We start from the raw sequence: 19,538 nt of genomic DNA, 5'->3' as shown, positions 1-19,538 counted from the left end.
GACCGGCGCGGGGCTCTCGCAGCTCCGCGCCGGTGGCGTTTCCAGGCCCCCAGTCCATAGAATCTTGTTCGGTTCCGATGCGAGGAGGCATCCCGTGGGCGCGTTCGATCTCAGCGGTAAGCAGGCTCTGGTCACCGGGGCGTCGAAGGGGATCGGGCGGGCCATCGCGCTCGCGTACGCCGAGGCCGGGGCCGACGTGGCACTCGTGTCCCGCTCGGCCGAACCCCTGGCCGAGGTGGCCAAGGAGATCGAGGCGCTGGGCCGGCGCGCGGTCGTCCTGCCCGCCGACCTCACCGACCGCGACGCCGCCACGGGCGCCGTGGCGGCGGCGATCGACGGGCTCGGCCACCTCGACATCGTGGTCAACAACGCCGGCGGGTCGAATTTCCTCGTCGAGTTCAAGGATCTCCGGCTGTCCGGCTGGGACAAACTCCTCCGGCTCAATCTCGACTCGACCATGGCGGTCTGCCACGCGGTGGCACCTCACCTCCTGGACAGGGGCACCGGCTCGGTCATCAACGTGGCGTCCGCAGCGGCATTGGGCGCGCCTTTCCTGGCCCCTTACGCGGCGGCGAAGGCGGCCGTCGTGGCGTTGACCAAAACCCTGGCCGTGGAATGGGCGCGAGCCGGTGTGCGGGTCAACGCTCTATGTCCCGGCTGGACCGCCACGGATCTCAACCGCAACCTGTGGGAAGACGAAGCGTCGAACGAGGCGACGGTGTCCAGTGTCCCGATGCGTCGCTGGGGAACACCTGAGGAAATGGCCCATCCAGCGGTTTTCCTGGCTAGCGGCGCATCCGCCTATATGACGGGCCAGGTGCTCTTCATAGATGGGGGCGCGACGGCCATCAGATAGGCGGCAATGGTGAAGAATGCGCACGTCACGGCGCCTCGCCCGGGAGCCGGAGGAGCGTGTCCCTGGACAGGCCTCGGCCAGGTGCGGCGGTTGGGGCCGGCCACTGCCGGCCGTAAAAAGACTGGTGTCACAGAAAGCGGTCAGCACACGAGGCAATATCGGCATAAGCCGAGAAGTGATGGAATCACAAAAGAGGTCTACCGTATCGTGCGTGCAGCTTTACACGAGATCAGCCGGAACGGGACTCCCGGTCGTACTGCTTCACGCGTTTCCGCTCTCGTCGGCCATGTGGCTGGCGCAGCGAGAGGGGCTGGCCAGGTCGTGCCGCGTGATCACACCTGACCTGCGCGGCTTCGGCGGGTCGCGGCTGGGGGAGGAAGAGCCGTCGGTCGAGGTCATGGCCGACGACGTCGCCAGGATGCTCGACGGCGAGGGGGTCGATCGCGCGGTCGTCGGCGGGCTGTCGATGGGCGGCTACGTGACGATGGCGTTCTGCCGCCGCCATCCCGACCGGCTGCTGGGCGTCATACTCGCCGACACGAAGGCCACTCCCGACCCTGAGCCCGCCCGTGAGAACAGGGAGCGCATCGCCAACGCGGTCCTGTCCGGCGGCAGCGCGGTGCTCGTCTCCGAGGTGCTGCCCGCGCTGATCGGGCCCACCACCAAGGAGCGCAGGGCCATGGTGTTCGGGCGGGTCAAGGGGCTCGTGCAGTCGGCTCCGCCCGGTGCGGTGGCCTGGGCGCAGCGGGCCATGGCCGGGCGGCCCGACTCCTTCGACACGCTGGCCGCCCTCAAGGTGCCGCTGCTCGTCGTGGTGGGGGAGGAGGACGAGCTGGCGACCGTGGCCGACGCGGAGGCGATGGCGCGAGCCGTACCCGACGGCCGGTTGGAGATCATTCCGAAGGCCGGTCACCTGTCGGCGGTCGAGCAGCCGGAGGCGTTCAACGCGGCCGTGGCGGAGTTCCTCAACAGCGAACTCGGCGGCGCGGCACGACCTCGCTGACGAGAAGTCAGGCCTGTGCCTGGCGGGGGAGGACGAACTCCCGGATGATCAGCGCGATGGCGGCCGCGACCGGGATGGCCACCAGCGCGCCCACGATGCCGAGCAGCGCGCCGCCGAACAGCGCGGCGATCACCGTCACCGCCGGCGTCACATCCACGGAGCGTTTCATGACGCGCGGGTAGATCAGGTAGTTCTCGACCTGCTGGTAGATCACGAAGAACACCGCGCACGCGAGTCCCACGGGCAGCGACTGAAGCAGCCCGACCCCCGTCACGAGCACCGCTCCGATGGTGGCGCCCACGAGCGGGATCAGGTCCGTGAGCGCGACCACCAGCGCCAGCGCCAGCGCGTACTTCACGCCCATGACCGACAGGAAGATCCAGGTCAGCACGCCCGCGATGACCGAGATGAGGACGTTGCCCGCGACATAGCCGCCGATGCCGTCGAGGATCTGCTCGCTGATCTCCCTGGTCCGCTCCCGCCGGGAGACCGGCACCAGCTTGAGCAGGTACGCCTTGATCGTGTGCAGGGAGCCGAGGAAGTAGAGCATGAGCACCAGCAGCGTCACCGTGGTGAACACGCCGTCGAGCACCACCAGCCCCGCCCCCACGACCCCACTGGCCAGCGAGGGCCCCAGCTGGCTGGTGACGAACGTGGCCACCTTCGGCAGGATCTGGTAGTCGGCGTCGAGCTGCCGGAGCGTCGGATGGTTGCTGAGCTCGGTCACATAACCGGGCACGGCCGCGATGAACTCGCTCAGCTGCTTGCTCACCGGCGGCACCACGGCCAGCCCGAACAGCACGAACGCCACGATGACCCCGGCGAACACGATCGAGATCGCCCCGCGCCTGGCCAGCCCGCGCCGTTGCAGCGCCTCCACGGCCGGGTTCAGCCCGACCGCCAGGAACATCGCCACCACGACCAGGACGATCACGCTCAGAGAGCGGACGACCATCTGCGCGAGCGCGATCGCGGTCAGCACGCCCAGCCCGCCGACCAGCCCGAACATGAACGGCCCCCGGGTGAGCGGCGGCGTGTACGACGGCGGCTTGGCGACATCCTCCACGGCAGGGGATTCGGCTTCTGCGGACACGGGGGCTCCTGGAAGATCACGACAAACCACGGCAGTTTTTGACATATGCCCTACGGAACGACAAAGAGAGCCTAGCGACCCCAAGGTCACCAGGCTCTCTTCAACCGTCAGCCAACCCCCGTGTAGTCGACTCCGGCGGCTACTCCTGCCACCACTCCGCGTCGTCTTCACCCTTGGTCTCGGCCTTGGCCGGCGCCGGTGCCGGTGCGGCGGCCGGGGCGGGCTTGTCGTTGACCGGTGCGGCGATAGCCGGCTTCGGCGGGGCCGCCGTGACCGCGGGCTCGGGCTCCATGCCCGGCAGAGCGGCGCCACCGAGCAGCTGGCGCAGCTGCGCCAGGTGGCTGGTGATGCTGTCGCGCTGGCGGGTGAGCTCGTCGACCTGGCGCTGCATCGCCGTGCGGGTGCGCTCGGCGTCGCTCTTGGCCTCGGTGACGATGGTCTCGGCGCTGGACTTGGCCTCGGAGACGATCGTCTCGGAGCTCTTGCGAGCGTTGGCGACCAGCTGCTTGGCGTGCAGGTCGGCCTCGCGCCTGGTCTGGTCGGCCTGCTGGGTGGCCTTCGTGGCCCGCGACTCGGCCGTGGCCGCGCGCTGCTCGGCCTCGGCGACCAGCTTCTGCGTGTTGGCCTGCGCGGTGGCGTGGCGCTCGGCCTCCTGGCGCTCGGCCTCCTCGCGGCGGGAGGCGAGCTGGATCTCGAACTCGGCCTCGTCCTGCGCCCGCTTGGCCTCGGACTCCTCCAGCACCCGCTGAGCCTGCGCGCGCATCTCGTCGGCCTGTCGCTTCGCGGTGGTCAGCACCTCGTCGCGCTCGCGCTTGGTCGAGGCGCGTAGCTGCGCCACCTCGCGCTCGGTCGTCGTGCGCAGCTTGGCGATCTCGCGCTCGGCGTCGGCCCGCTTCTCCGCCACCTCGTGGTCGGCGGTGGCCCGCAGCTTGGCGACCTCGCGCTCGGTGGTGTTGGTCAGCTCGTCGGCCAGACGGCGAGCGGTCGAGCGGGTCTCCTCCGCGTCGCGCTCGGCGCTGGTGCGCATCTCGTCGGTCTCGCGCGTCGCCTGCGCCCGCTTGTCGGCGGCCTCGGCCTCGGCGGCGGCCCGGACATCGGCGGCCTCGACCTTGGCGGCGGCCTTGATCTCGTTGGCCTCGGACCTCGCGGCCTGGACGAGCTCGGTGGCCTGCTCCTCGGCGAGGCGCAACAGCTGCTCGATGCGGGCGCCGAGACCGGAGTAGGTCGGGCGCTCCTGCTCCTGCAACTGGCGCTGGGAGTCGGATAGATCGCGCTGCAGGGACGTCACCTGCTCGCGGGACTGGCGAAGCTCACCGTCGAGCTGCTTCAGATGATCGTGAACCTGATGGCGGTCGTAACCGCGGAGCACGACGTCGAACTCGCGTGCTGGGGCATCCTCGAAGAAGTTGTTGAGCTGGGCGTCGATGTCGGACTGCATGGAGGCTCGATCCTGGGTTGTCGAGACGGCTACACGGGCCGGACGGGGGGTTCGGGACAGCCGAGCCAGGAGCCTGTGCCTCGCGGCAGGCGCCTTGTCCGGTGGAAAGCCAGCGTACTCCGCCAGCCCCGCCTGAGAAGCCCCGTCGGACTATCTGCGTGACTAGTTACATACGATCGGTTTTGACGTTTGCCGGAGCTCCGGCTGCCTGCACCAGCTCAGTGAGCATCCCTCCCACGTCCTTGGGGTGCGCAAACGCGATCTCCGACCCCATCGAGCCGTGTCGCGGGTGCTCGTCGAGCAGCCGCACGCCCTTACCCGCCAACCGTTCCATCGCCTCGGCCACGTCCGGCACCCCGAACGCCACGTGGTGCACGCCCTCGCCGCGCTTGGCCAGGAACTTTCCCACCGGCGTGTCGGGCGACAGTGGCTCCAGCAACTGAATGTAGGAGCTCCCGCCCTCGCCGTCGGCGATGTGGAGCATGGCCTCCCGGACCCCTTGCTCCTCGTTCACCTCGCGCGCCACGACGGTCAACTCGAACGTTTCCGAGAATAGCGCGATCTTCGCCTCAAGGTCGTGACAGGCGATCCCGATGTGGTCGATCCGCATGAACATGTGTGGCCTGCCTCCATAGCGAGCGTGCACCTACTCGTGGGTATGGTGTCAAAGAACCCCTCGCGCGCACAGGAGGCCGTCGCCATGTCTGGGTCCGTCATCGTAGCCGGAGCTCGTACGCCCATCGGCAGGCTGCTCGGCGCCCTGTCCGAGTTGCCCGCCGTGGAGCTCGGCGGCATCGCCATCAAGGCCGCCTTGGAACGTGCCGGAGTCGCGCCGGAGGCCGTCGAGTACGTGATCATGGGCCAGGTGCTCCAGGCGGGCGCGGGCCAGATCCCCTCCCGCCAGGCCGCGGTCAAGGCGGGCATCCCGATGACCGTCCCCTCGATCACCATCAACAAGGTCTGCCTGTCGGGGCTGGACGCCATCGCCCTGGCCGACCAGCTCATCCGCGCGGGTGAGTTCGACATCGTGGTCGCGGGCGGCATGGAGTCGATGACGAACGCGCCGCACCTGCTGCCCGGCCTGCGCAAGGGCGTCAAGTACGGCGGCGCCCAGGTGCTCGACTCGATGGCGCACGACGGACTGTTCTGCGCGTTCGACCAGTGCGCGATGGGCGAGTCCACCGAGCGCTACAACGCCCGGCTGGGCATCGGTCGCGAGGAGCAGGACGCGCTGTCCGCCCGCTCCCACCAGCTGGCCGCCGCGGCCACCAAGAACGGCGTCTTCGAGGACGAGATCGTGCCGGTGGAGCTCCCGCAGCGGCGCGGCGAGCCGGTGGTCGTCAAGGAGGACGAGGGCATCCGCGGCGACACCACCGTGGACACGCTGGCCCGGCTGCGGCCGGCGTTCGCCGCCGACGGCACGATCACGGCCGGCTCGGCCTCGCAGATCTCCGACGGCGCCTGCGCGGTGGTCGTGATGTCCAAGGCCAAGGCCGAGGAGCTGGGTCTGCCCTGGCTGGCGGAGATCGGCAGGCACGGCAACGTGGCCGGGCCCGACACCTCGCTGCAGTCGCAGCCGGCCAACGCCATCAAGCAGGCGCTGGCCAAGCAGGGCCTGAGCGTCGGCGACCTCGACCTGGTGGAGATCAACGAGGCGTTCGCCAGCGTGGTGCTCCAGTCGGCGAAGGAGCTGGGCGTGCCGCTCGACCAGGTCAACGTCAACGGCGGCGGCATCGCGCTCGGCCACCCGATCGGCGCCTCGGGCGCGCGCATCGTGCTCACGCTGGCCCACGAGCTCAGGCGCCGGGGCGGCGGCCTGGGCGCGGCCGGGCTGTGCGGCGGCGGCGGTCAGGGCGACGCGCTCATCATCCGCGTACCCGCGTAACGCATCAGGGGTGAGAGCTCGGCTCTCACCCCTGATGTACGTCTATGGAGGTTGGTGAGCCCGGCCGCGAGGGAGGTTGCGGCCGGGCTTTCTTGCGGTGGTCATGAGGAGAGGAGCTTGGCGAACACCGAGCGGTGACGACGCTCGGCCTTCTGTCCCTTCTGCGCCTCGCGGGCCCGGCGGTGCTGGGCCGCGGCCTCGCGGAGCTCCTCCGCGTGGTTCTTCATGACGACGTATTCGAGTTCGGCGTTCATCCGAGTGCTCCCGGTTTCTTTCGGTCTTCTTCCCTGGCACTTTCCAGGTTGCTCCTAAGGCCCCTGCCGCCACATCGGGCGGATGCCCTATCTGTGGCATTAGGCCGATGTGCGGAGCTACCTAGGGCGCCGGTCGCAGGACCTAAGGCACCTAGGGCTGGTCGGCGAACTTCACCGTCACCTTGGCGAACCCGAGCGACTTGAGCATCCCTTCGAGCATGGCCTTGGTGTTGGTGTCGGCGCGGGCGCGCAGGTCACTGGACGCCGCGGCCTCGGCGATCTTGGTCTCCGCCAGCACGTACAGCTCCCGCTGGTCGTTCGGGGACGACGACAGGAAGCCCTGCACGCGGTCCAGCAGCCCGCGCTGCTGCGCGAAGACGTAGGAGCGCCGGTTGTCGAGGTTCGGCTTCTCCAGTTGCGCGCGGGGCAGGCGGATCGTGGCCTCCGTACGGTCCTTGGAGACCGTCACGCCGTTGGCCCCCATGGCGGAGAAGTCGACGTAGGCGTCCACGTTGCCCGCCCCCACGAACAGCGTGCGGGTGCCCTTGACCGCGTCGGGCAGGAACCGGGCGTCCTTCTCCAGGTCGACCACCACCTGGAAGTTGCCGGTGGCCGCCTCGAACCGGCTCAGGTCCTTGATGGACTGCAGGAGCACCGGCTGGCTGCGGTCGATGGTCTGCTCACCGAACGGGTTGAGCCAGGTCCAGGCCAGCCGGCCGCCGACCACGAGCAGAACCGCCACGACCAGGAAACCGGCCAGATATCGCCACCTGCGGCGCCGCCGCGGGGTGACCGCGGGGGGCGCCGTTTGGGAAGTCGTCATGCGAGTGTGACTACCCGACCGTGGATCATCATTGCCAGCTTTTTGGTGACATCTCCGATCCCCAGTCGGCAGACCGCTCTTCGTCGCTGGGATTCGGATAGACCGGATAGACCTGTGGCGAGCCGGTCGAGGCCGCCACCGGGGCCGCCGCCGCCCCTGCCGGCCCGCCGCCGAAGTGGGTGCTCGACAGCTTGCACGCCTGGAAATCGCTGAAGAACATGCGCAGCCACTCGCGCCGCTGATGCTCGCTCAGCCCGGAGAACCAGGCCGCCGCGTACTGGTGCTCCGGCAGCGGCCCGCCCGGCAGCGGCTCGCCGCGCAGCCAGGCCACCACGATCTCGCGGTAACCGTCGCCGGGCGTGTCGGGGCATTGGGCGGCCAGCGACTCGACGTACTCGTAGACGGCCTCGTCGGCGAAGCCCGCCGACAGGTCGGGCACGTGGATCTGCGCGAGTCCGGTGGACGGCTGCAAGGGTTCTTCCAGCGGCCGCTGTTCGACCCGGGTGAAGGCGGCGGGCGTGCCCGCCAGGCGGGACGCGATCTGGGTGAAGGCCGCGCCGAGCTCGGCCAGGCCCGCGCGCATGCCCGGATGCAGGCAGACCGTGATCGGCCAGTCCTGGCAGCTGTAGGCGATCTCCTGGGCGGCGGCGGGCTTGGTCGCGGCCAGCAGCCGTGCCACCCCCGTGCCCGCCGCGAGCACGGCCAGCAGCGCGCACGCCAGCACCAGGGCCTGCCTGGTGACCACCGCCGCCCAGCCGAGCAGCAGCGCGGCCGTGATGCCCAGCAACCAGAGCGTCTGGTCGAGGAACGCCGCGCCGCCGAGCCCCTGGAACAGGTCATAGGGCTCGCCCGTGCCGGGCGCCAGTTTGTCGGCCCAGCCGTTGCCGCCGGCCAGCCAGGTGAACAGGCCATAGCAGCCCAGCCCGGCCAGCGGCGGCGTGCAGGCCTTGGGCAGCAGCCAGCCCGCGATCCAGCCGATCACCGAGTAGAGCGCCAGTCCGGCCATGCCCACGCCGAGCCCGGCCAGGCTCAGCCGTCCCGACTGCTCGGTGAGCACCGTCTTGACGGCCAGGACCAGCACGGTCGCGCCGAACGAGCCCAGCACCACCACGACGATCGCCAGCGGCGCCTTCAGCGCCCGCCAGGTCGTCAGTGAGCGGCCACGCAGCGCTCTGCGCTTGCGCATCGCCACCCACGCGGCGAAGGCGGCGGCCACGGGCCCGGTCAGCCGGAGCGAACCGATGACCGCGGCCACGATATTTTCCCACGCGTCCACGCCAGGTATCAGGACGCTCCACGCCGCGACCAAGCCGAGAGCAAGGAGCACGGCGACCGTTACGGCCGCGCTCTGCTTCAACTCTTCACGTGAAACGCCCGCGTGCTCACGCACCCGTTTTTCCATTGAAGTTCACCAAGCACCCCCCGTGCCCCGTCGGTGCGGCGGAAGCGAGGCAAGTCCGGGCCGGTCCCCACGGCGAGTGAACTTGGCTTCCGCGTCACCATTCGATGTGAGAACCATAACGGAGCGTGATGATTGGCGTCCGGATTCTTGGTCAAGCCGTGAGTCCGATCGCTCTCCGTAATCATACTAATCAGGACGAGCGGCGCGCTACCGTAGCGCTGTGTCGCAGCCGAAGCCGCTCAATCTGCCCTTCGACCCCATCGACCGCGCCGCGGAGTCGTGGCGCGCTCACTTCGGGGCTTCTTCCGCGATGGCCGCCGTCACCTCGATCATGAGAGCGCACCAGATCCTGCTGTCGCAACTCGACTCGCTGCTCAAGCCGTACGACCTGACCTTCGCCAGGTACGAGGCCCTGGTGCTGCTGACCTTCAGCAGGACCGGAGCCCTTCCGCTGTGGAAGATCGGAGAGCGGCTCATGGTGCACCCGACGAGTGTGACCAACACCATCGACCGACTGGAGAAGTCGGGTTTCGTCTGCCGGATGCCCAACCCGCAGGACGGCCGCGGGGTGCTCGCCGAGATCACCGACGCGGGGCGCGACGTCGTACGGCGGGCCACGGCCGATCTGATGGCGGCCGACTTCGGCCTCACCATGTACGGCGAGGACGAGCTGCGGCAGCTCTTCGACGGGTTGCGCACGCTGCGGGTGGCGGCGGGTGACTTCTCCACGGCGTCGATGCGGCAAGATGATGAGCATGGCGGACTTCTCTAGGCCCGGGTCGCTCTACGGAGCCATAGACCTGGGCGCGCGTAAGCAGGCACTCGAGGCACAGGCCCGGCGGGAGGCCGGGGGTCCCCAGGCGGCCACGTCGGGCTCGATCGTCGACGTGACCGAGGAGACGTTCACTACCGATGTCATTGACCGCTCGATGAGCGTGCCGGTCGTTCTCGACCTCTGGTCTCCGCGCGCACCCGGCAGCGCGCAGCTCAGCCCGGTGCTGGAGAAGGTGGTCGGCGAGCTGGGCGGCCGGGCGATCCTGGCCAAGGTCAACGTTGACGCCAGTCCCCAGATCGCGCAGGCGCTGCGGGTGCAGGCGGTGCCGACCGTGCTGGCCATCTTCCAGGGGCAGGCCGTCACCGGCTTCCAGCAGGTGCTGCCCGAGCAGGAGGTGCGCCGCTGGCTCGACGAGCTGATGGGCGCGGTGGAGCAGTTCTACCAGGCCAACCCCGACGCCCGGCCGGCGGAGGCGGGGGAGCAGCAGGACGAGCCCGCAGGGCCGCCCGCCGATCCCGACCTGCTGGCCGCCGAGGAGGCCGTCGACAAGGGCGACCTCGACGCGGCCGAGGCGGCCTACCAGCGGCTGCTGGCCCGCTCGCCCGGCAACGAGGACGCGAAGATGGGGCTGGCGGGTGTCGGCCTGATCAAGCGGACGGCCGATGTCGACCCCGCTGACGTGCAGCGTCGCATGCAGGACCCGGCCGACATCGACGCCCAGTTGCTGGCGGCCGACCTGGAGATGCTGTCGGGCGCGATCGACGAGGCGTTCGACCGGATCATCGGTGTGGTCAAGCGCACCTCGGGCGACGACCGCGACAAGGCCCGGCGCCACCTGCTCGGCCTGTTCGACGCGCTACCCGCAGAAGACCCTTCTTTGGCCAAGGCACGTAGAGCTTTGTCCAGCGCGCTGTTCTAACCTGGACCTATGCGGGTCGTCACGATCTCGGCGACGTATGGCACGGCCGGCAGCCACATCGGCCCGGCCGTGGCCGAGCGTCTGGGCGTGCCCTTCGTCGACCGCGCCATCCCCAGCACCGTCGCCCAGGAGCTGGGCTGCACGCTGGAGGAGGCGCTGGCCCACGACGACCGGGCCGAACACGGCCTCGGCCGGTTGCTCTCCGGCGCGATGCGCCTGCCGACGGTCACCTTCGGCGGCGTCGACATGTACGTCCCCGGCGCGATGCCGATCGCGCAGGAGGAGTTCGTCCGCCGCACCGAACGCCTGCTCAAGGACACGGCGCGCGCTCAGGGCGGGGTCTTCCTGGGCCGGGCGGGGGCCGTCGTGCTCGCCGACCATCCCGGCGCGCTGCACGTCCGGCTCGACGCCCCGCTGAAACGCCGGGTGCGCCAGACCGCCACGCTGGGCGAGATCGGCGAGCGCGAGGCCCGCAAGATCGTGGAGGACAACGACCGCGCGCGCACCGCCTATGTGCGCCACTTCTACCGCGCCGACCCGGCGGATCCCTCCCTATATCACCTGGTCATCGATAGTACGAGTATTCCTGTGTCGACCTGCGTGGATTTGATAGCCATCGCAGCCGAGGCACTCGACTGACCGAACTCCCCCTACCATGGGAGAACTTCTTGGTCAGTCCCGAAGGAGCATTTGACGTGGCGACCGTCCCCAGTGTGTCGTACTCCATCACCGTGCGACTTGAGGTGCCCGCAGGCGGCAAGGCCGTCAGCCAGCTCACCCACGCCGTAGAGTCGGCGGGTGGTGTGGTCACCGCGCTCGACGTCACCAACGCGGGCCATGAGAAGCTGCGCATCGACGTCACCTGCGCGGCCCGGGACACCGACCACGCGCAGGCGATCGTCGACCAGCTCGAATCCGTCGACGGCGTCGTCATCCACAAGGTCTCCGACCGCACCTTCCTCATGCACCTCGGCGGCAAGATCGAGATGGTGTCGAAGGTGCCGTTGCGCAACCGCGACGAGCTGTCCATGGCCTACACCCCCGGTGTGGCGCGCGTGTCGATGGCCATCGCGCGCAACAAGGAGGACGCGCGGCGGCTGACCATCAAGCGCAACACGGTCGCCGTCGTCACCGACGGCTCCGCCGTGCTCGGGCTGGGCAACATCGGCCCGGAGGCGGCGCTGCCGGTCATGGAGGGCAAGGCGGCCCTGTTCAAACGCTTCGCGGGCATCGACGCCTGGCCGATCTGCCTCGACACGCAAGATGTCGACGAGATCGTCCGTACGGTCCAGGTCATCGCGCCGGGCTTCGGCGGCATCAACCTCGAGGACATCGGCGCGCCGCGCTGCTTCGAGGTCGAGCGGCGGCTGCGCGAGCTGCTCGACATCCCGGTCTTCCACGACGACCAGCACGGCACCGCCATCTGCGTGCTGGCCGCGCTCACCAACGCGCTGCGCGTGGTGGGCAAGCCCATCGAGGGCGTCAAGATCGCCATGGCGGGCGCGGGCGCGGCCGGCAACGCGGTGCTGCGCCTGCTGCTGGCGGCGGGCGCGCGCAACGTCGTCGTCTGCGACTACCTCGGCGCCGTGCACAAGGGCCGCGACGACCTCGACGAGTCGCTGCGCTGGATCGCCGACCACACCAACGCCGAAGGCTACGCGGGTGACCTGCGCGGGTCGCTCAAGGGCGCCGACGTGTTCATCGGGGTGTCCGCTCCGGGCATCCTGACCGGCGCGGACATCGCCACGATGGCCGACGACGCGGTGGTGTTCGCCCTCGCCAACCCGGAGCCCGAGGTGTCGCCCGACGACGCTCGCGAGCACGCCGCCGTGGTGGCGACCGGGCGGTCCGACTATCCCAACCAGATCAACAACGTGCTGGCGTTCCCGGGCGTGTTCCGCGGCCTGCTCGACGCCCAGGCGACCGAGGTGAGCCAGCAGATGCTGCTGGCCGCGGCGCACGCGCTCGCCGCCGTGGTGGCTCCGGAGGAGCTCGGCCCCAACTACATCGTGCCGAGCGTGTTCCACCCGGACGTGGCGACCGCCGTCGCCGCCGCCGTCCGCGACTCGGCGGGCGGGCGGGCGAGGGGATTTACTGAGGCGTGATTTTTTAACAGCACAAAACCGATTTTCTTTTACGGCACAGCCGCCCCCACCGCCACCCGCCGACCAGGGCTGAGGGCCTCCAGGAAGACGGCCGCTGACCGGATGGTGGCGGGGCGCCGTTACGGCGTCTTCTGGGCCGGTGGCGACTCTTTCGTGACCGCCGGGACGATGCGGTAGTCAGCGTCTTCGGCTCTCTGTGTTGCCTGCCGGTCGGCCCAGAGAACCCGCCTGTCCGCGGGTGCGGTCCCGGAGGTGGCGTAGCGAGGCCTCGTGCGGCGGGGTCATGAGCGGTCTTCTCTTCTGATCGCGGTGTGGGCGGCGATGGCCAGGACCAGGGCCGCGTTGATCAGTACCGCGGTCGTCACTCCCTGGAGGATCGTGCCCATGGCGGCCGTGACTATCGCGCTCATGACCGGGATGCCCATGGTGATGCCGATCTGCTGCGTCATCGTGGCGAGGCCTGTGGCCAGGCCCTGTTCGGAGCTGGGCAGGCCCGAGGTGGCGGTCACCATGAAGGCGACGATCGCCAGCATGTTGCCGACGCCGCCGATGAAGGTGGCCACCAGGAGGAGCCAGATCCAGCCTGCCTCCGGGCCGAGGAGGGTCAGCGCCGCCGTCGCCGCCGCCTGCACCAGGAAGCCCGCCGCCAGCGTCCGGCGGTTGCCGAGGCGGGACAGCACGCGCGGGGCCGCGATCCCGCCGAGCACCGTGCCGAGGCCGAGCACACCGAAGGCCAGTCCCGTGGCCAGGGCCGAGTAGCCGAGGACCTTCTGCAGGTAGAGCGTCATGAGGAAGACCAGCGACGTCTCCGTGGCGAACGCGACCAGCCCCGCCAGGTTGCCCCACTTCACGGTGGGCCTGGCCAGGATCGTCACCGGTACGAGCGGTGCGGGCGCCTGCCGTTCGACGAACCAGAACGTCACCAGCAGGGCGGCCCCCGCCAGCAGGGCGCCGATCCCGGCCGGGTCGGTGAAGCCGCGCTCGCCGGCGCGGGTGAGCCCGAACACCAGGGCCAGCAGGCCCGCGGTCACCGTCACCGCGCCCGGCAGGTCCATCCTGGGCCGGTCCGCGGGGCGGCTCTCGGCGGGCAGGACCGGGGCGGCGGCCAGGACGGCGAGCGCGACCGGAACGTTCACGAAGAACGCCCACCGCCAGCTCAGCAGGTCGGTCAGCAGTCCGCCCAGGATGGCACCGGAGGTGAAACCGGCCGACATCAGCGCCCCGTTCAGCCCCAGCGCGCGCGCCCGCAGCGGCCCCTCGGGGAACGTGGTGGTCAGCAGTGACAGCCCGGCCGGGGTGACAGCGGCCGTGGCCAGCCCCTGGGCCACCCTGGCGACCAGAAGCAGGCCGGGCGACGTCGCCAGTCCGCCGGCCAGTGAGGAGAGCCCGAGCAACGCCATCCCGCCCAGGAACAGCCGGCGCCGACCGAACAGGTCCGCGATCCGGCCGAACAGCAGCGTGAACCCGGCCGCCGCGAGCGCGAACGCGGTCGCCACCCACTGCAGGTCGGCCAGCTCGAACCCGAGCCCGGCGCCGATCACCGGCAGTGCGACGTTCAGGATGGAGAAGTCGACGGCGAGCATGAACTGGGATCCGAGCAACAGCACCAGGACCAGCCTCTGCCGCCCCGTCATCCGGACGGCTTGCGAGGTCACGGTCATGTCATCCCCCTAATGGGTCTCTTGTTCCGTTAAGATGAGGATGACGGTAGCACGCTAGGGAGGCTTAATGGAACAGGATTCCCGTTTGGCTGGGACGGTGCGGCCCGGCGGCCGTACGGCAAGGGTCAGGGCGGCGGTTCTGGAGGCCGCTCAGGACGAGCTGGTGCTCCATGGCTTCCACGGCCTCACCATGGACGCGGTGGCCGCCCGCGCGGGCGTCGGCAAGACCACGGTCTACCGCCGCTGGGCCGGCACGGCGGGCTTGGTGGCCGACCTCATGACGGAGCTGGCCGACCAGTCCGCCGCGCACGCGAACACCGGCACCATCGAGGAGGACCTGCGCGCCAACGCCCTGAGCGTCCTGAACGCCATCACGGACGAACGCCTCGGCCCCACGCTCCAGGCGGTCATCGCGGCCGCCACCTGCGACGACGAGGCGGCGGCCGCCCTGAGCGCCTTCTACGACCGGCGGATCAGGGAGTGGGCCAAGTCGATCGACCTGGCGGTCCGGCGCGGCGAGCTCCCGGAGGGCACCGACGGCCAAGAGGTCATCCGGGCGATCTCGGCGCCGCTGTACTACCGCCTGCTGGTCACGAAGGAGCCGGTGGACAAGGAGGTGGCCGAACGGTCGGTGGCGCGCGCTCTGGTGGCGGCTCGCAATGGCGCGTTCGCAGAGTGACGTCTAGTGCCTATATGGCTGCATAAAGTAACAACAGGGTGGTGGGGGAGCGAGATGCGGGGTTGACCCTTCATGATGGAGGTATGGCGGAAGCGATCTACGTCGGCGGTTTACTGGTGGCGACGCCGCTTCTTGACGACCCCAACTTCCGGCGTAGCGTCGTGCTCATCCTCGAACACGACCTCGACGGCGGCACTCTCGGCGTGGTCCTGAACCGGCCGAGCGACATCTCGGTGACGCAGGTGCTGCCGGTGTGGGATCCCCTGGTGACCGGGCCATCGGTGCTGTTCGAGGGCGGTCCTGTGCAGACCGACAGCGCGCTGGCGCTGGCGGCGGTGCCGAGCGGTCAGGAGCCGCTGGGCTGGCGCAGGCTGCACGCGGGCACGCCCGCGGTCTCCCGGCTGGGCACGGTCGATCTGGACGCGCCGCCCGAGATCCTTCAGGGCGAGATCGCGCAGATGCGGATCTTCGCCGGATACGCGGGCTGGACATCCGGGCAACTGGAGAGCGAGATCGCCGAAGGGGCCTGGTACGTCGTCGACTCGGAGGCGGGCGACACCTTCCACACCGACCCCGGTTCCCTGTGGCGCAACGTCCTGCGGCGGCAACCGGGCGAACTGGCCTTCGTGGCGACCTGCCCGGACGATCCGACGCTGAACTAGATTCGACGCTGAACTAGACGTCCCAGCCGGGGCGGAAGGCGTTCTGGGCGAGTTCGAGGGTCTCCTCCATGCGCTCCACGAGGATCCGCACATCCGTCACCTCGCGGTGCGGGCATTCGAACCCGACCCGCAGGATCGACATCGCGAACGCGACGATGAGGTGGGTGCGCTGGTCGGTGGTCACGTCGACGTTCCTGCGGGCGGCGATCTCGACGGCCAGGCGGCGCTCGGTCGCCGCGCCCCTGGCGACGGACAGACCCACTAGATGGGGATTTTCCTCCATGAGCCGCCGCAACTTCAGGAATCTTGTCGTGTCCTCGGGCGTTGATCCCTCCATGTCGCGGACGACCCCGCGCAGCCCGTGGATCAGCGCCGTGAAGGAGGGCTCGTCGGCGGGGCGGTTCCGCAGGGTCTCCAGCATGATCTCCTCGCCGTGGTCGTGGAACCACAGCACGAGATGGTCCTTGCTGGTGAAGTAGCGGAAGAACGTCCGCGGGGAGATCTCGACCGACCCCGCTATCTGGTCCACCGTGGTCGAGTCGTACCCTTGTTCGAGGAACAGGTCGAGCGCGGCGTCGAGGATCGCCAGGCGCGTCTTCTCCTTCTTGCGTTCCCTTAGACCCACACGCGTCACTCCCTAGAAACTTCCCTGTCATGGTGTGTCATAAGTCATACGCCGTCAAATAAAACCCGTTTGTCATCTGTCAGCGACTGCCATAGATTACCTGAGACTTAAGTGACTTATGCCCCGGTGTGGGGCGGTACGTACTGAGGGGGATCTCATGGCTAACGCGAGGACGGTCGAGGCGCCGTCGTCGCCCGGCCCCGGGGAGACGGGGTCCGGCGGCAATCCGTGGTTGGTGCTGCTGGCGGTCTGCCTGGGCGTCATCATGGTGATGCTCGACGGCACCGTGGTCGGCATCGCCAATCCGTCCATCCAGCACGACCTGGGCGCATCGCTGTCCGACCTGCAGTGGGTGACCAGCGGTTACCTGTTGGCGCTGGCGGTGTTCCTGATCACGGCGGGCAAGCTGGGGGACCTTTTCGGACACAAGCGGGTCTTCCTGATCGGTGTCGCCGGGTTCGCGCTGTCCTCGATCGGCATCGGCCTCAGCCAGGAGCTGGCGGACATCATCCCGGGCGTGTCGCCGATCGGCGCGCTGATCGGCCTGCGCGTGCTGCAGGGCCTGTTCGGCGCCCTGCTCCAGCCCGCCGCCCTGGCCCTGCTGCGCGGTGCCTTCCCCGGTGAGAAGCTGAACCAGGCCATGGGCGCCTGGGGTGCCATCATCGGCCTGTCCAGCGCGGCCGGCCCGATCGTGGGCGGTGTCCTGGTCGAGAACGTCAGCTGGCAGTCCGTCTTCTTCATCAACGCGCCGGTGGGGATCATCGCCCTGATCATGGGCATCTTCCTCATCAAGGAGAACCGCGTCCCGTCGCTGGCCAGGATCGACTGGCTCGGCGTGGTGCTGCTGTCGGGCGCGATGTTCTCGCTCGTCTGGACGATCATCAAGGCCCCCGAGTGGGGCTGGGGCGACAGTACGACGCTCAGCTTCATCGCCGGGTTCGTCGTGCTCATCGCCGCCTTCGTCTTCTGGCAGAGCAAGGCCAAGCAGCCGCTGGTCCCGCTGTCACTGTTCAAGAACCGGTCCGTCTCCATCGGCACCGTGCTGATGATGATGGTGGCGTTCGCCATGTTCGGGGCGATGTTCTTCCTGGGCTTCTTCTTCCAGGGCGTGCACGGCCTGTCCCCGCTGGACGCGGGCCTGCGCATGCTGCCGATGAGCGCCGGCATGATCGTGGCCTCGCCGCTGGCCGGCATGCTGATCGGCAAGATCGGCGCGAAGTTCACGATGGCCGCCGGTCTGCTGATCACCGCGAGCTCGATGTTCCTCATGTCGCAGTTGAGCATCGACGCCTCGTTCGTCGAGAGTGCCATCCCGTTCGTGCTGCTGGCGTTCGGCCTCTCGCCGGTCTTCGTCGGCGCCACCGAGATCATCGTGGGCAACGCCCCGATCCAGCTCAGCGGTGTCGCGGGCGGTCTGCAGCAGTCGGCCATGCAGGTCGGCGGCGCGCTCGGCACCGCCATCCTGGGCGCCGTCATGGCCTCCGAGATCTCCAGCAAGCTGCCCGGCTACCTCGGCCCGGCGGCCAAGGCGATCCCGGCTGAGCAGTTGTCCCTGCTGGAGAAGGCCGCCGCCTTCGGCGGGCTCCCGGCCGGCACTCCGCAGCAGCTCCAGCAGCTGGTGGGCGGTGCCGTGCACAACGCGTTCATGGACGGCATGCACCTGGCCTTCCTGGTCAGCACCGGCATCGCGATCCTGACCGCGATTCTGACGCTGTTCGTCCAGGCCGGCCGCAAGAGCGAGGGCGCGCCGGTTCACATCGGCTGACCCTTTTCGCAGTCCGTACGGCCCTCGCCTGGTGGCGGGGGTCGTACGCGTGTCCAAGGGGTGGGCTCGGCCGTCTCGGCCGGGAAGACTCGGTCGGAGGCGGGCATAGACTCGGGGGGGTGAGTACGAAGATCCTCCCTGAGCAGGAGACCACCCCGCGGACATCGCATGGCGACGGCGATCACGAGCGGTTCTCGCACTACGCGGACAAGCACAAGATCACCGAGAGCATGGTCACCGGCACGCCGATCCGGGCCCTGTGTGGCAAGGTCTGGGTGCCCAGCCGCGATCCCAAGAAATATCCGGTGTGCCCCGAGTGCAAGGAGATCTACGAGGGGCTGCCGTCGGGCGGAGACGACGACAAGAACGAGTGAGTGTTGATCACATGTGATCACCTACGGGAGAGCTACCGTCTGCATGCAGACGTACTCATACCGTAACGGGGGATTGCATGGCCCGGCGCGCGACCGCCGTCTCTTTGGCATGCCTGCTCGCGGCCGGGCTCACACCGCCGCTCCGCCCTGCCGCCACGGCCTGGGCCGCGGCCGACTGCCGCGCCGCGCGGCGCGAGGCGGGCCCGCGCACGGCCCGCGACGGCGCGCCAAGTGCGGCGGGTCCGCGCATGGCCCGCGGTGACGCATCGAGTGCGGCTGGTCTACGCACGGCCCACGACGACGTGCCGAGCGCGGCAGGTCTACGCACGGCCTACGACGACGTGTCGAGTGCGGCTGGTCCGCACACGGCTCGTGACGGGGCGTCGGGTACGGGGGCCTCGGGGCTGGGCGATGATCCGCGGTCGCCGGGGCCTCGGGAGCCCAAGCCGCGGGACGTGCAGCAGGTGCTGGCCGAGCTCGACCAGCGGCTCGCCGGGGTGACGGTCCCGGACACGGTCACCGTTCCCACCTGGGTGCACGTGCTGACCGACGGCGTCCGGCGGGCCTCGGACGCGGCTGTCAAGGCGCAGATCGACACGCTCAACGCCGCCTACAGCGGCGCGCTGGGCGGTGCCCCAAGCGGGGTGCGCTTCCGCCTCGACGGCATCTCGGTCAAGGAGAACGCCACGTGGTTCGTCGATCCGATCGCCAATGAGGGCGCCATGAAGACCGCCCTGCGCAAGGGCGGTCCCGAGACCCTCAACCTCTACATCGGCCAGCTGGGCGACCTCGTCCTCGGCTACTCCGCCTACCCGTACTGGTACAACGGCAGCCCCGCCCTCGACGGCGTCGTCATCGACTGGCGCAGCCTGCCCGGCGGCTCGATGGTCAACTACGACCGCGGCTACACCGCCGTACACGAGATCGGCCACTGGCTCGGCCTCTTCCACACCTTCGAGAACGGCTGCGCCAGCCCGGGCGACGGCATCGCCGACACCCCGCCCGAGGCCAAGCCCACGGAAGGCTGTCCCGATGCCAAGGAGACCTGCGCGGAGCAGGGCGGCGATCCCATCCACAACTACATGGACTACGCGCATGACCGGTGCATGTGGGAGTTCACGCCTGATCAGGCGAAGCGCATGCACCAGATGTGGGCCGTCTACCGGGGCCGGGGCCTGCTGGCCGCACCCTGAAATAACGGCACAACTAGGATGTGTGA

Annotated in this window: 20 protein-coding genes; 12 read left to right on the top strand and 8 right to left on the bottom strand. The window is 69.4% G+C overall.

The window, feature by feature from the left end; all coding sequences use genetic code 11:
- Window positions 1–94: 94 nt before the first annotated feature.
- Both ACGFNP_RS18765 and ACGFNP_RS18760 read left to right on the top strand, forming a co-directional pair.
- Window positions 95–856, top strand: a complete 762-nt coding sequence (locus tag ACGFNP_RS18765; RefSeq protein WP_358317141.1) for an SDR family NAD(P)-dependent oxidoreductase — start codon at window positions 95–97, stop codon at window positions 854–856.
- A 178-nt stretch (window positions 857–1,034) separates the two neighbouring features.
- Complete coding sequence (locus ACGFNP_RS18760) at window positions 1,035–1,859, top strand: alpha/beta fold hydrolase (protein ID WP_358317143.1); 825 nt, start codon at window positions 1,035–1,037, stop codon at window positions 1,857–1,859.
- Between the two features lie 7 nt (window positions 1,860–1,866).
- Here the strand turns inward: ACGFNP_RS18760 and ACGFNP_RS18755 are convergent, their stop codons facing one another.
- From ACGFNP_RS18755 to mce, 3 genes are all read right to left on the bottom strand, one after another.
- Entirely contained in the window at window positions 1,867–2,952 is a 1,086-nt protein-coding gene (locus ACGFNP_RS18755) for an AI-2E family transporter (RefSeq protein WP_358317145.1), read from the bottom strand.
- Between the two features lie 139 nt (window positions 2,953–3,091).
- Window positions 3,092–4,390: a DivIVA domain-containing protein gene (locus tag ACGFNP_RS18750; RefSeq protein ID WP_358317147.1), complete on the bottom strand. Its 1,299-nt coding sequence runs from the start codon at window positions 4,388–4,390 to the stop codon at window positions 3,092–3,094.
- Window positions 4,391–4,556: 166 nt separating this feature from the next.
- The gene (gene mce, locus ACGFNP_RS18745; RefSeq protein WP_358317149.1) at window positions 4,557–5,006 is read right to left on the bottom strand and encodes a methylmalonyl-CoA epimerase; all 450 of its coding nucleotides are present in this window, start codon (window positions 5,004–5,006) and stop codon (window positions 4,557–4,559) included.
- A gap of 84 nt (window positions 5,007–5,090) precedes the next feature.
- Between mce and ACGFNP_RS18740 the strand changes: the two genes are divergently transcribed.
- A complete protein-coding gene (locus ACGFNP_RS18740) occupies window positions 5,091–6,275 on the top strand; it encodes an acetyl-CoA C-acetyltransferase (RefSeq protein WP_358317151.1) in 1,185 nt (394 codons plus the stop codon).
- Window positions 6,276–6,376: 101 nt separating this feature from the next.
- On the opposite strand, the gene ACGFNP_RS18735 is transcribed toward ACGFNP_RS18740, so the two are convergent.
- The 3 genes from ACGFNP_RS18735 to ACGFNP_RS18725 all read right to left on the bottom strand — a co-directional run bounded on the left by ACGFNP_RS18735 (window position 6,377) and on the right by ACGFNP_RS18725 (window position 8,742).
- Window positions 6,377–6,529: a hypothetical protein gene (locus ACGFNP_RS18735; protein ID WP_219526770.1), complete on the bottom strand. Its 153-nt coding sequence runs from the start codon at window positions 6,527–6,529 to the stop codon at window positions 6,377–6,379.
- 151 nt (window positions 6,530–6,680) lie between these two features.
- Window positions 6,681–7,352: a DUF4230 domain-containing protein gene (locus ACGFNP_RS18730; RefSeq protein ID WP_358317153.1), complete on the bottom strand. Its 672-nt coding sequence runs from the start codon at window positions 7,350–7,352 to the stop codon at window positions 6,681–6,683.
- Window positions 7,353–7,380: 28 nt separating this feature from the next.
- Window positions 7,381–8,742, bottom strand: a complete 1,362-nt coding sequence (locus ACGFNP_RS18725) for a hypothetical protein (RefSeq protein ID WP_358317155.1) — start codon at window positions 8,740–8,742, stop codon at window positions 7,381–7,383.
- A gap of 232 nt (window positions 8,743–8,974) precedes the next feature.
- On the opposite strand from ACGFNP_RS18725, the gene ACGFNP_RS18720 reads away from it, so the two are divergent.
- The 4 genes from ACGFNP_RS18720 to ACGFNP_RS18705 are packed head-to-tail and all read left to right on the top strand — an operon-like array spanning window position 8,975 to window position 12,553.
- On the top strand, window positions 8,975–9,526 hold the full coding sequence (locus ACGFNP_RS18720) for a MarR family transcriptional regulator (protein WP_358033561.1): 552 nt from the start codon (window positions 8,975–8,977) through the stop codon (window positions 9,524–9,526).
- Window positions 9,510–10,448 (top strand): tetratricopeptide repeat protein, encoded by a 939-nt coding sequence (locus ACGFNP_RS18715; protein ID WP_393320011.1) that lies wholly within the window; start codon window positions 9,510–9,512, stop codon window positions 10,446–10,448. The genes ACGFNP_RS18720 and ACGFNP_RS18715 overlap by 17 nt, the downstream gene beginning before the upstream one ends.
- 9 nt (window positions 10,449–10,457) lie before the next feature.
- A complete protein-coding gene (locus ACGFNP_RS18710; RefSeq protein ID WP_358317159.1) occupies window positions 10,458–11,087 on the top strand; it encodes a cytidylate kinase-like family protein in 630 nt (209 codons plus the stop codon).
- Between the two features lie 56 nt (window positions 11,088–11,143).
- Complete coding sequence (locus ACGFNP_RS18705) at window positions 11,144–12,553, top strand: NAD-dependent malic enzyme (protein ID WP_358317160.1); 1,410 nt, start codon at window positions 11,144–11,146, stop codon at window positions 12,551–12,553.
- A gap of 281 nt (window positions 12,554–12,834) precedes the next feature.
- On the opposite strand, the gene ACGFNP_RS18700 is transcribed toward ACGFNP_RS18705, so the two are convergent.
- Window positions 12,835–14,214, bottom strand: a complete 1,380-nt coding sequence (locus ACGFNP_RS18700; protein WP_393320007.1) for an MFS transporter — start codon at window positions 14,212–14,214, stop codon at window positions 12,835–12,837.
- Between the two features lie 67 nt (window positions 14,215–14,281).
- Here ACGFNP_RS18700 and ACGFNP_RS18695 point away from each other — a divergent pair, with 67 nt between their 5' ends.
- Window positions 14,282–14,893, top strand: coding sequence for a TetR/AcrR family transcriptional regulator (locus tag ACGFNP_RS18695; protein ID WP_393320004.1), 612 nt, complete (start codon window positions 14,282–14,284; stop codon window positions 14,891–14,893).
- Window positions 14,894–14,976: 83 nt separating this feature from the next.
- Window positions 14,977–15,555 carry a YqgE/AlgH family protein gene (locus tag ACGFNP_RS18690; protein ID WP_358317166.1) on the top strand — a complete coding sequence of 193 codons (579 nt, stop codon included), beginning with the start codon at window positions 14,977–14,979 and terminating at the stop codon, window positions 15,553–15,555.
- Between the two features lie 13 nt (window positions 15,556–15,568).
- On the opposite strand, the gene ACGFNP_RS18685 is transcribed toward ACGFNP_RS18690, so the two are convergent.
- Window positions 15,569–16,180, bottom strand: coding sequence for a TetR family transcriptional regulator (locus ACGFNP_RS18685; protein ID WP_358317168.1), 612 nt, complete (start codon window positions 16,178–16,180; stop codon window positions 15,569–15,571).
- A gap of 157 nt (window positions 16,181–16,337) precedes the next feature.
- Between ACGFNP_RS18685 and ACGFNP_RS18680 the strand changes: the two genes are divergently transcribed.
- The 3 genes from ACGFNP_RS18680 (at window position 16,338) to ACGFNP_RS18670 (ending at window position 19,512) form a co-directional block, all read left to right on the top strand.
- Window positions 16,338–17,945, top strand: a complete 1,608-nt coding sequence (locus tag ACGFNP_RS18680) for an MFS transporter (RefSeq protein WP_358317170.1) — start codon at window positions 16,338–16,340, stop codon at window positions 17,943–17,945.
- Between the two features lie 119 nt (window positions 17,946–18,064).
- The gene (locus tag ACGFNP_RS18675; RefSeq protein ID WP_214641663.1) at window positions 18,065–18,319 is read left to right on the top strand and encodes a DUF3039 domain-containing protein; all 255 of its coding nucleotides are present in this window, start codon (window positions 18,065–18,067) and stop codon (window positions 18,317–18,319) included.
- A 77-nt stretch (window positions 18,320–18,396) separates the two neighbouring features.
- On the top strand, window positions 18,397–19,512 hold the full coding sequence (locus ACGFNP_RS18670) for a zinc metalloprotease (protein ID WP_358317172.1): 1,116 nt from the start codon (window positions 18,397–18,399) through the stop codon (window positions 19,510–19,512).
- Window positions 19,513–19,538: the final 26 nt, after the last annotated feature.

The sequence above is a fragment of the Nonomuraea sp. NPDC049269 genome (assembly GCF_043197155.1).
GTDB lineage: Bacteria > Actinomycetota > Actinomycetes > Streptosporangiales > Streptosporangiaceae > Nonomuraea.
The sequence above is the reverse complement of the archived record's forward strand: the minus strand, read 5'-3'. Positions and strand labels throughout refer to the sequence as shown.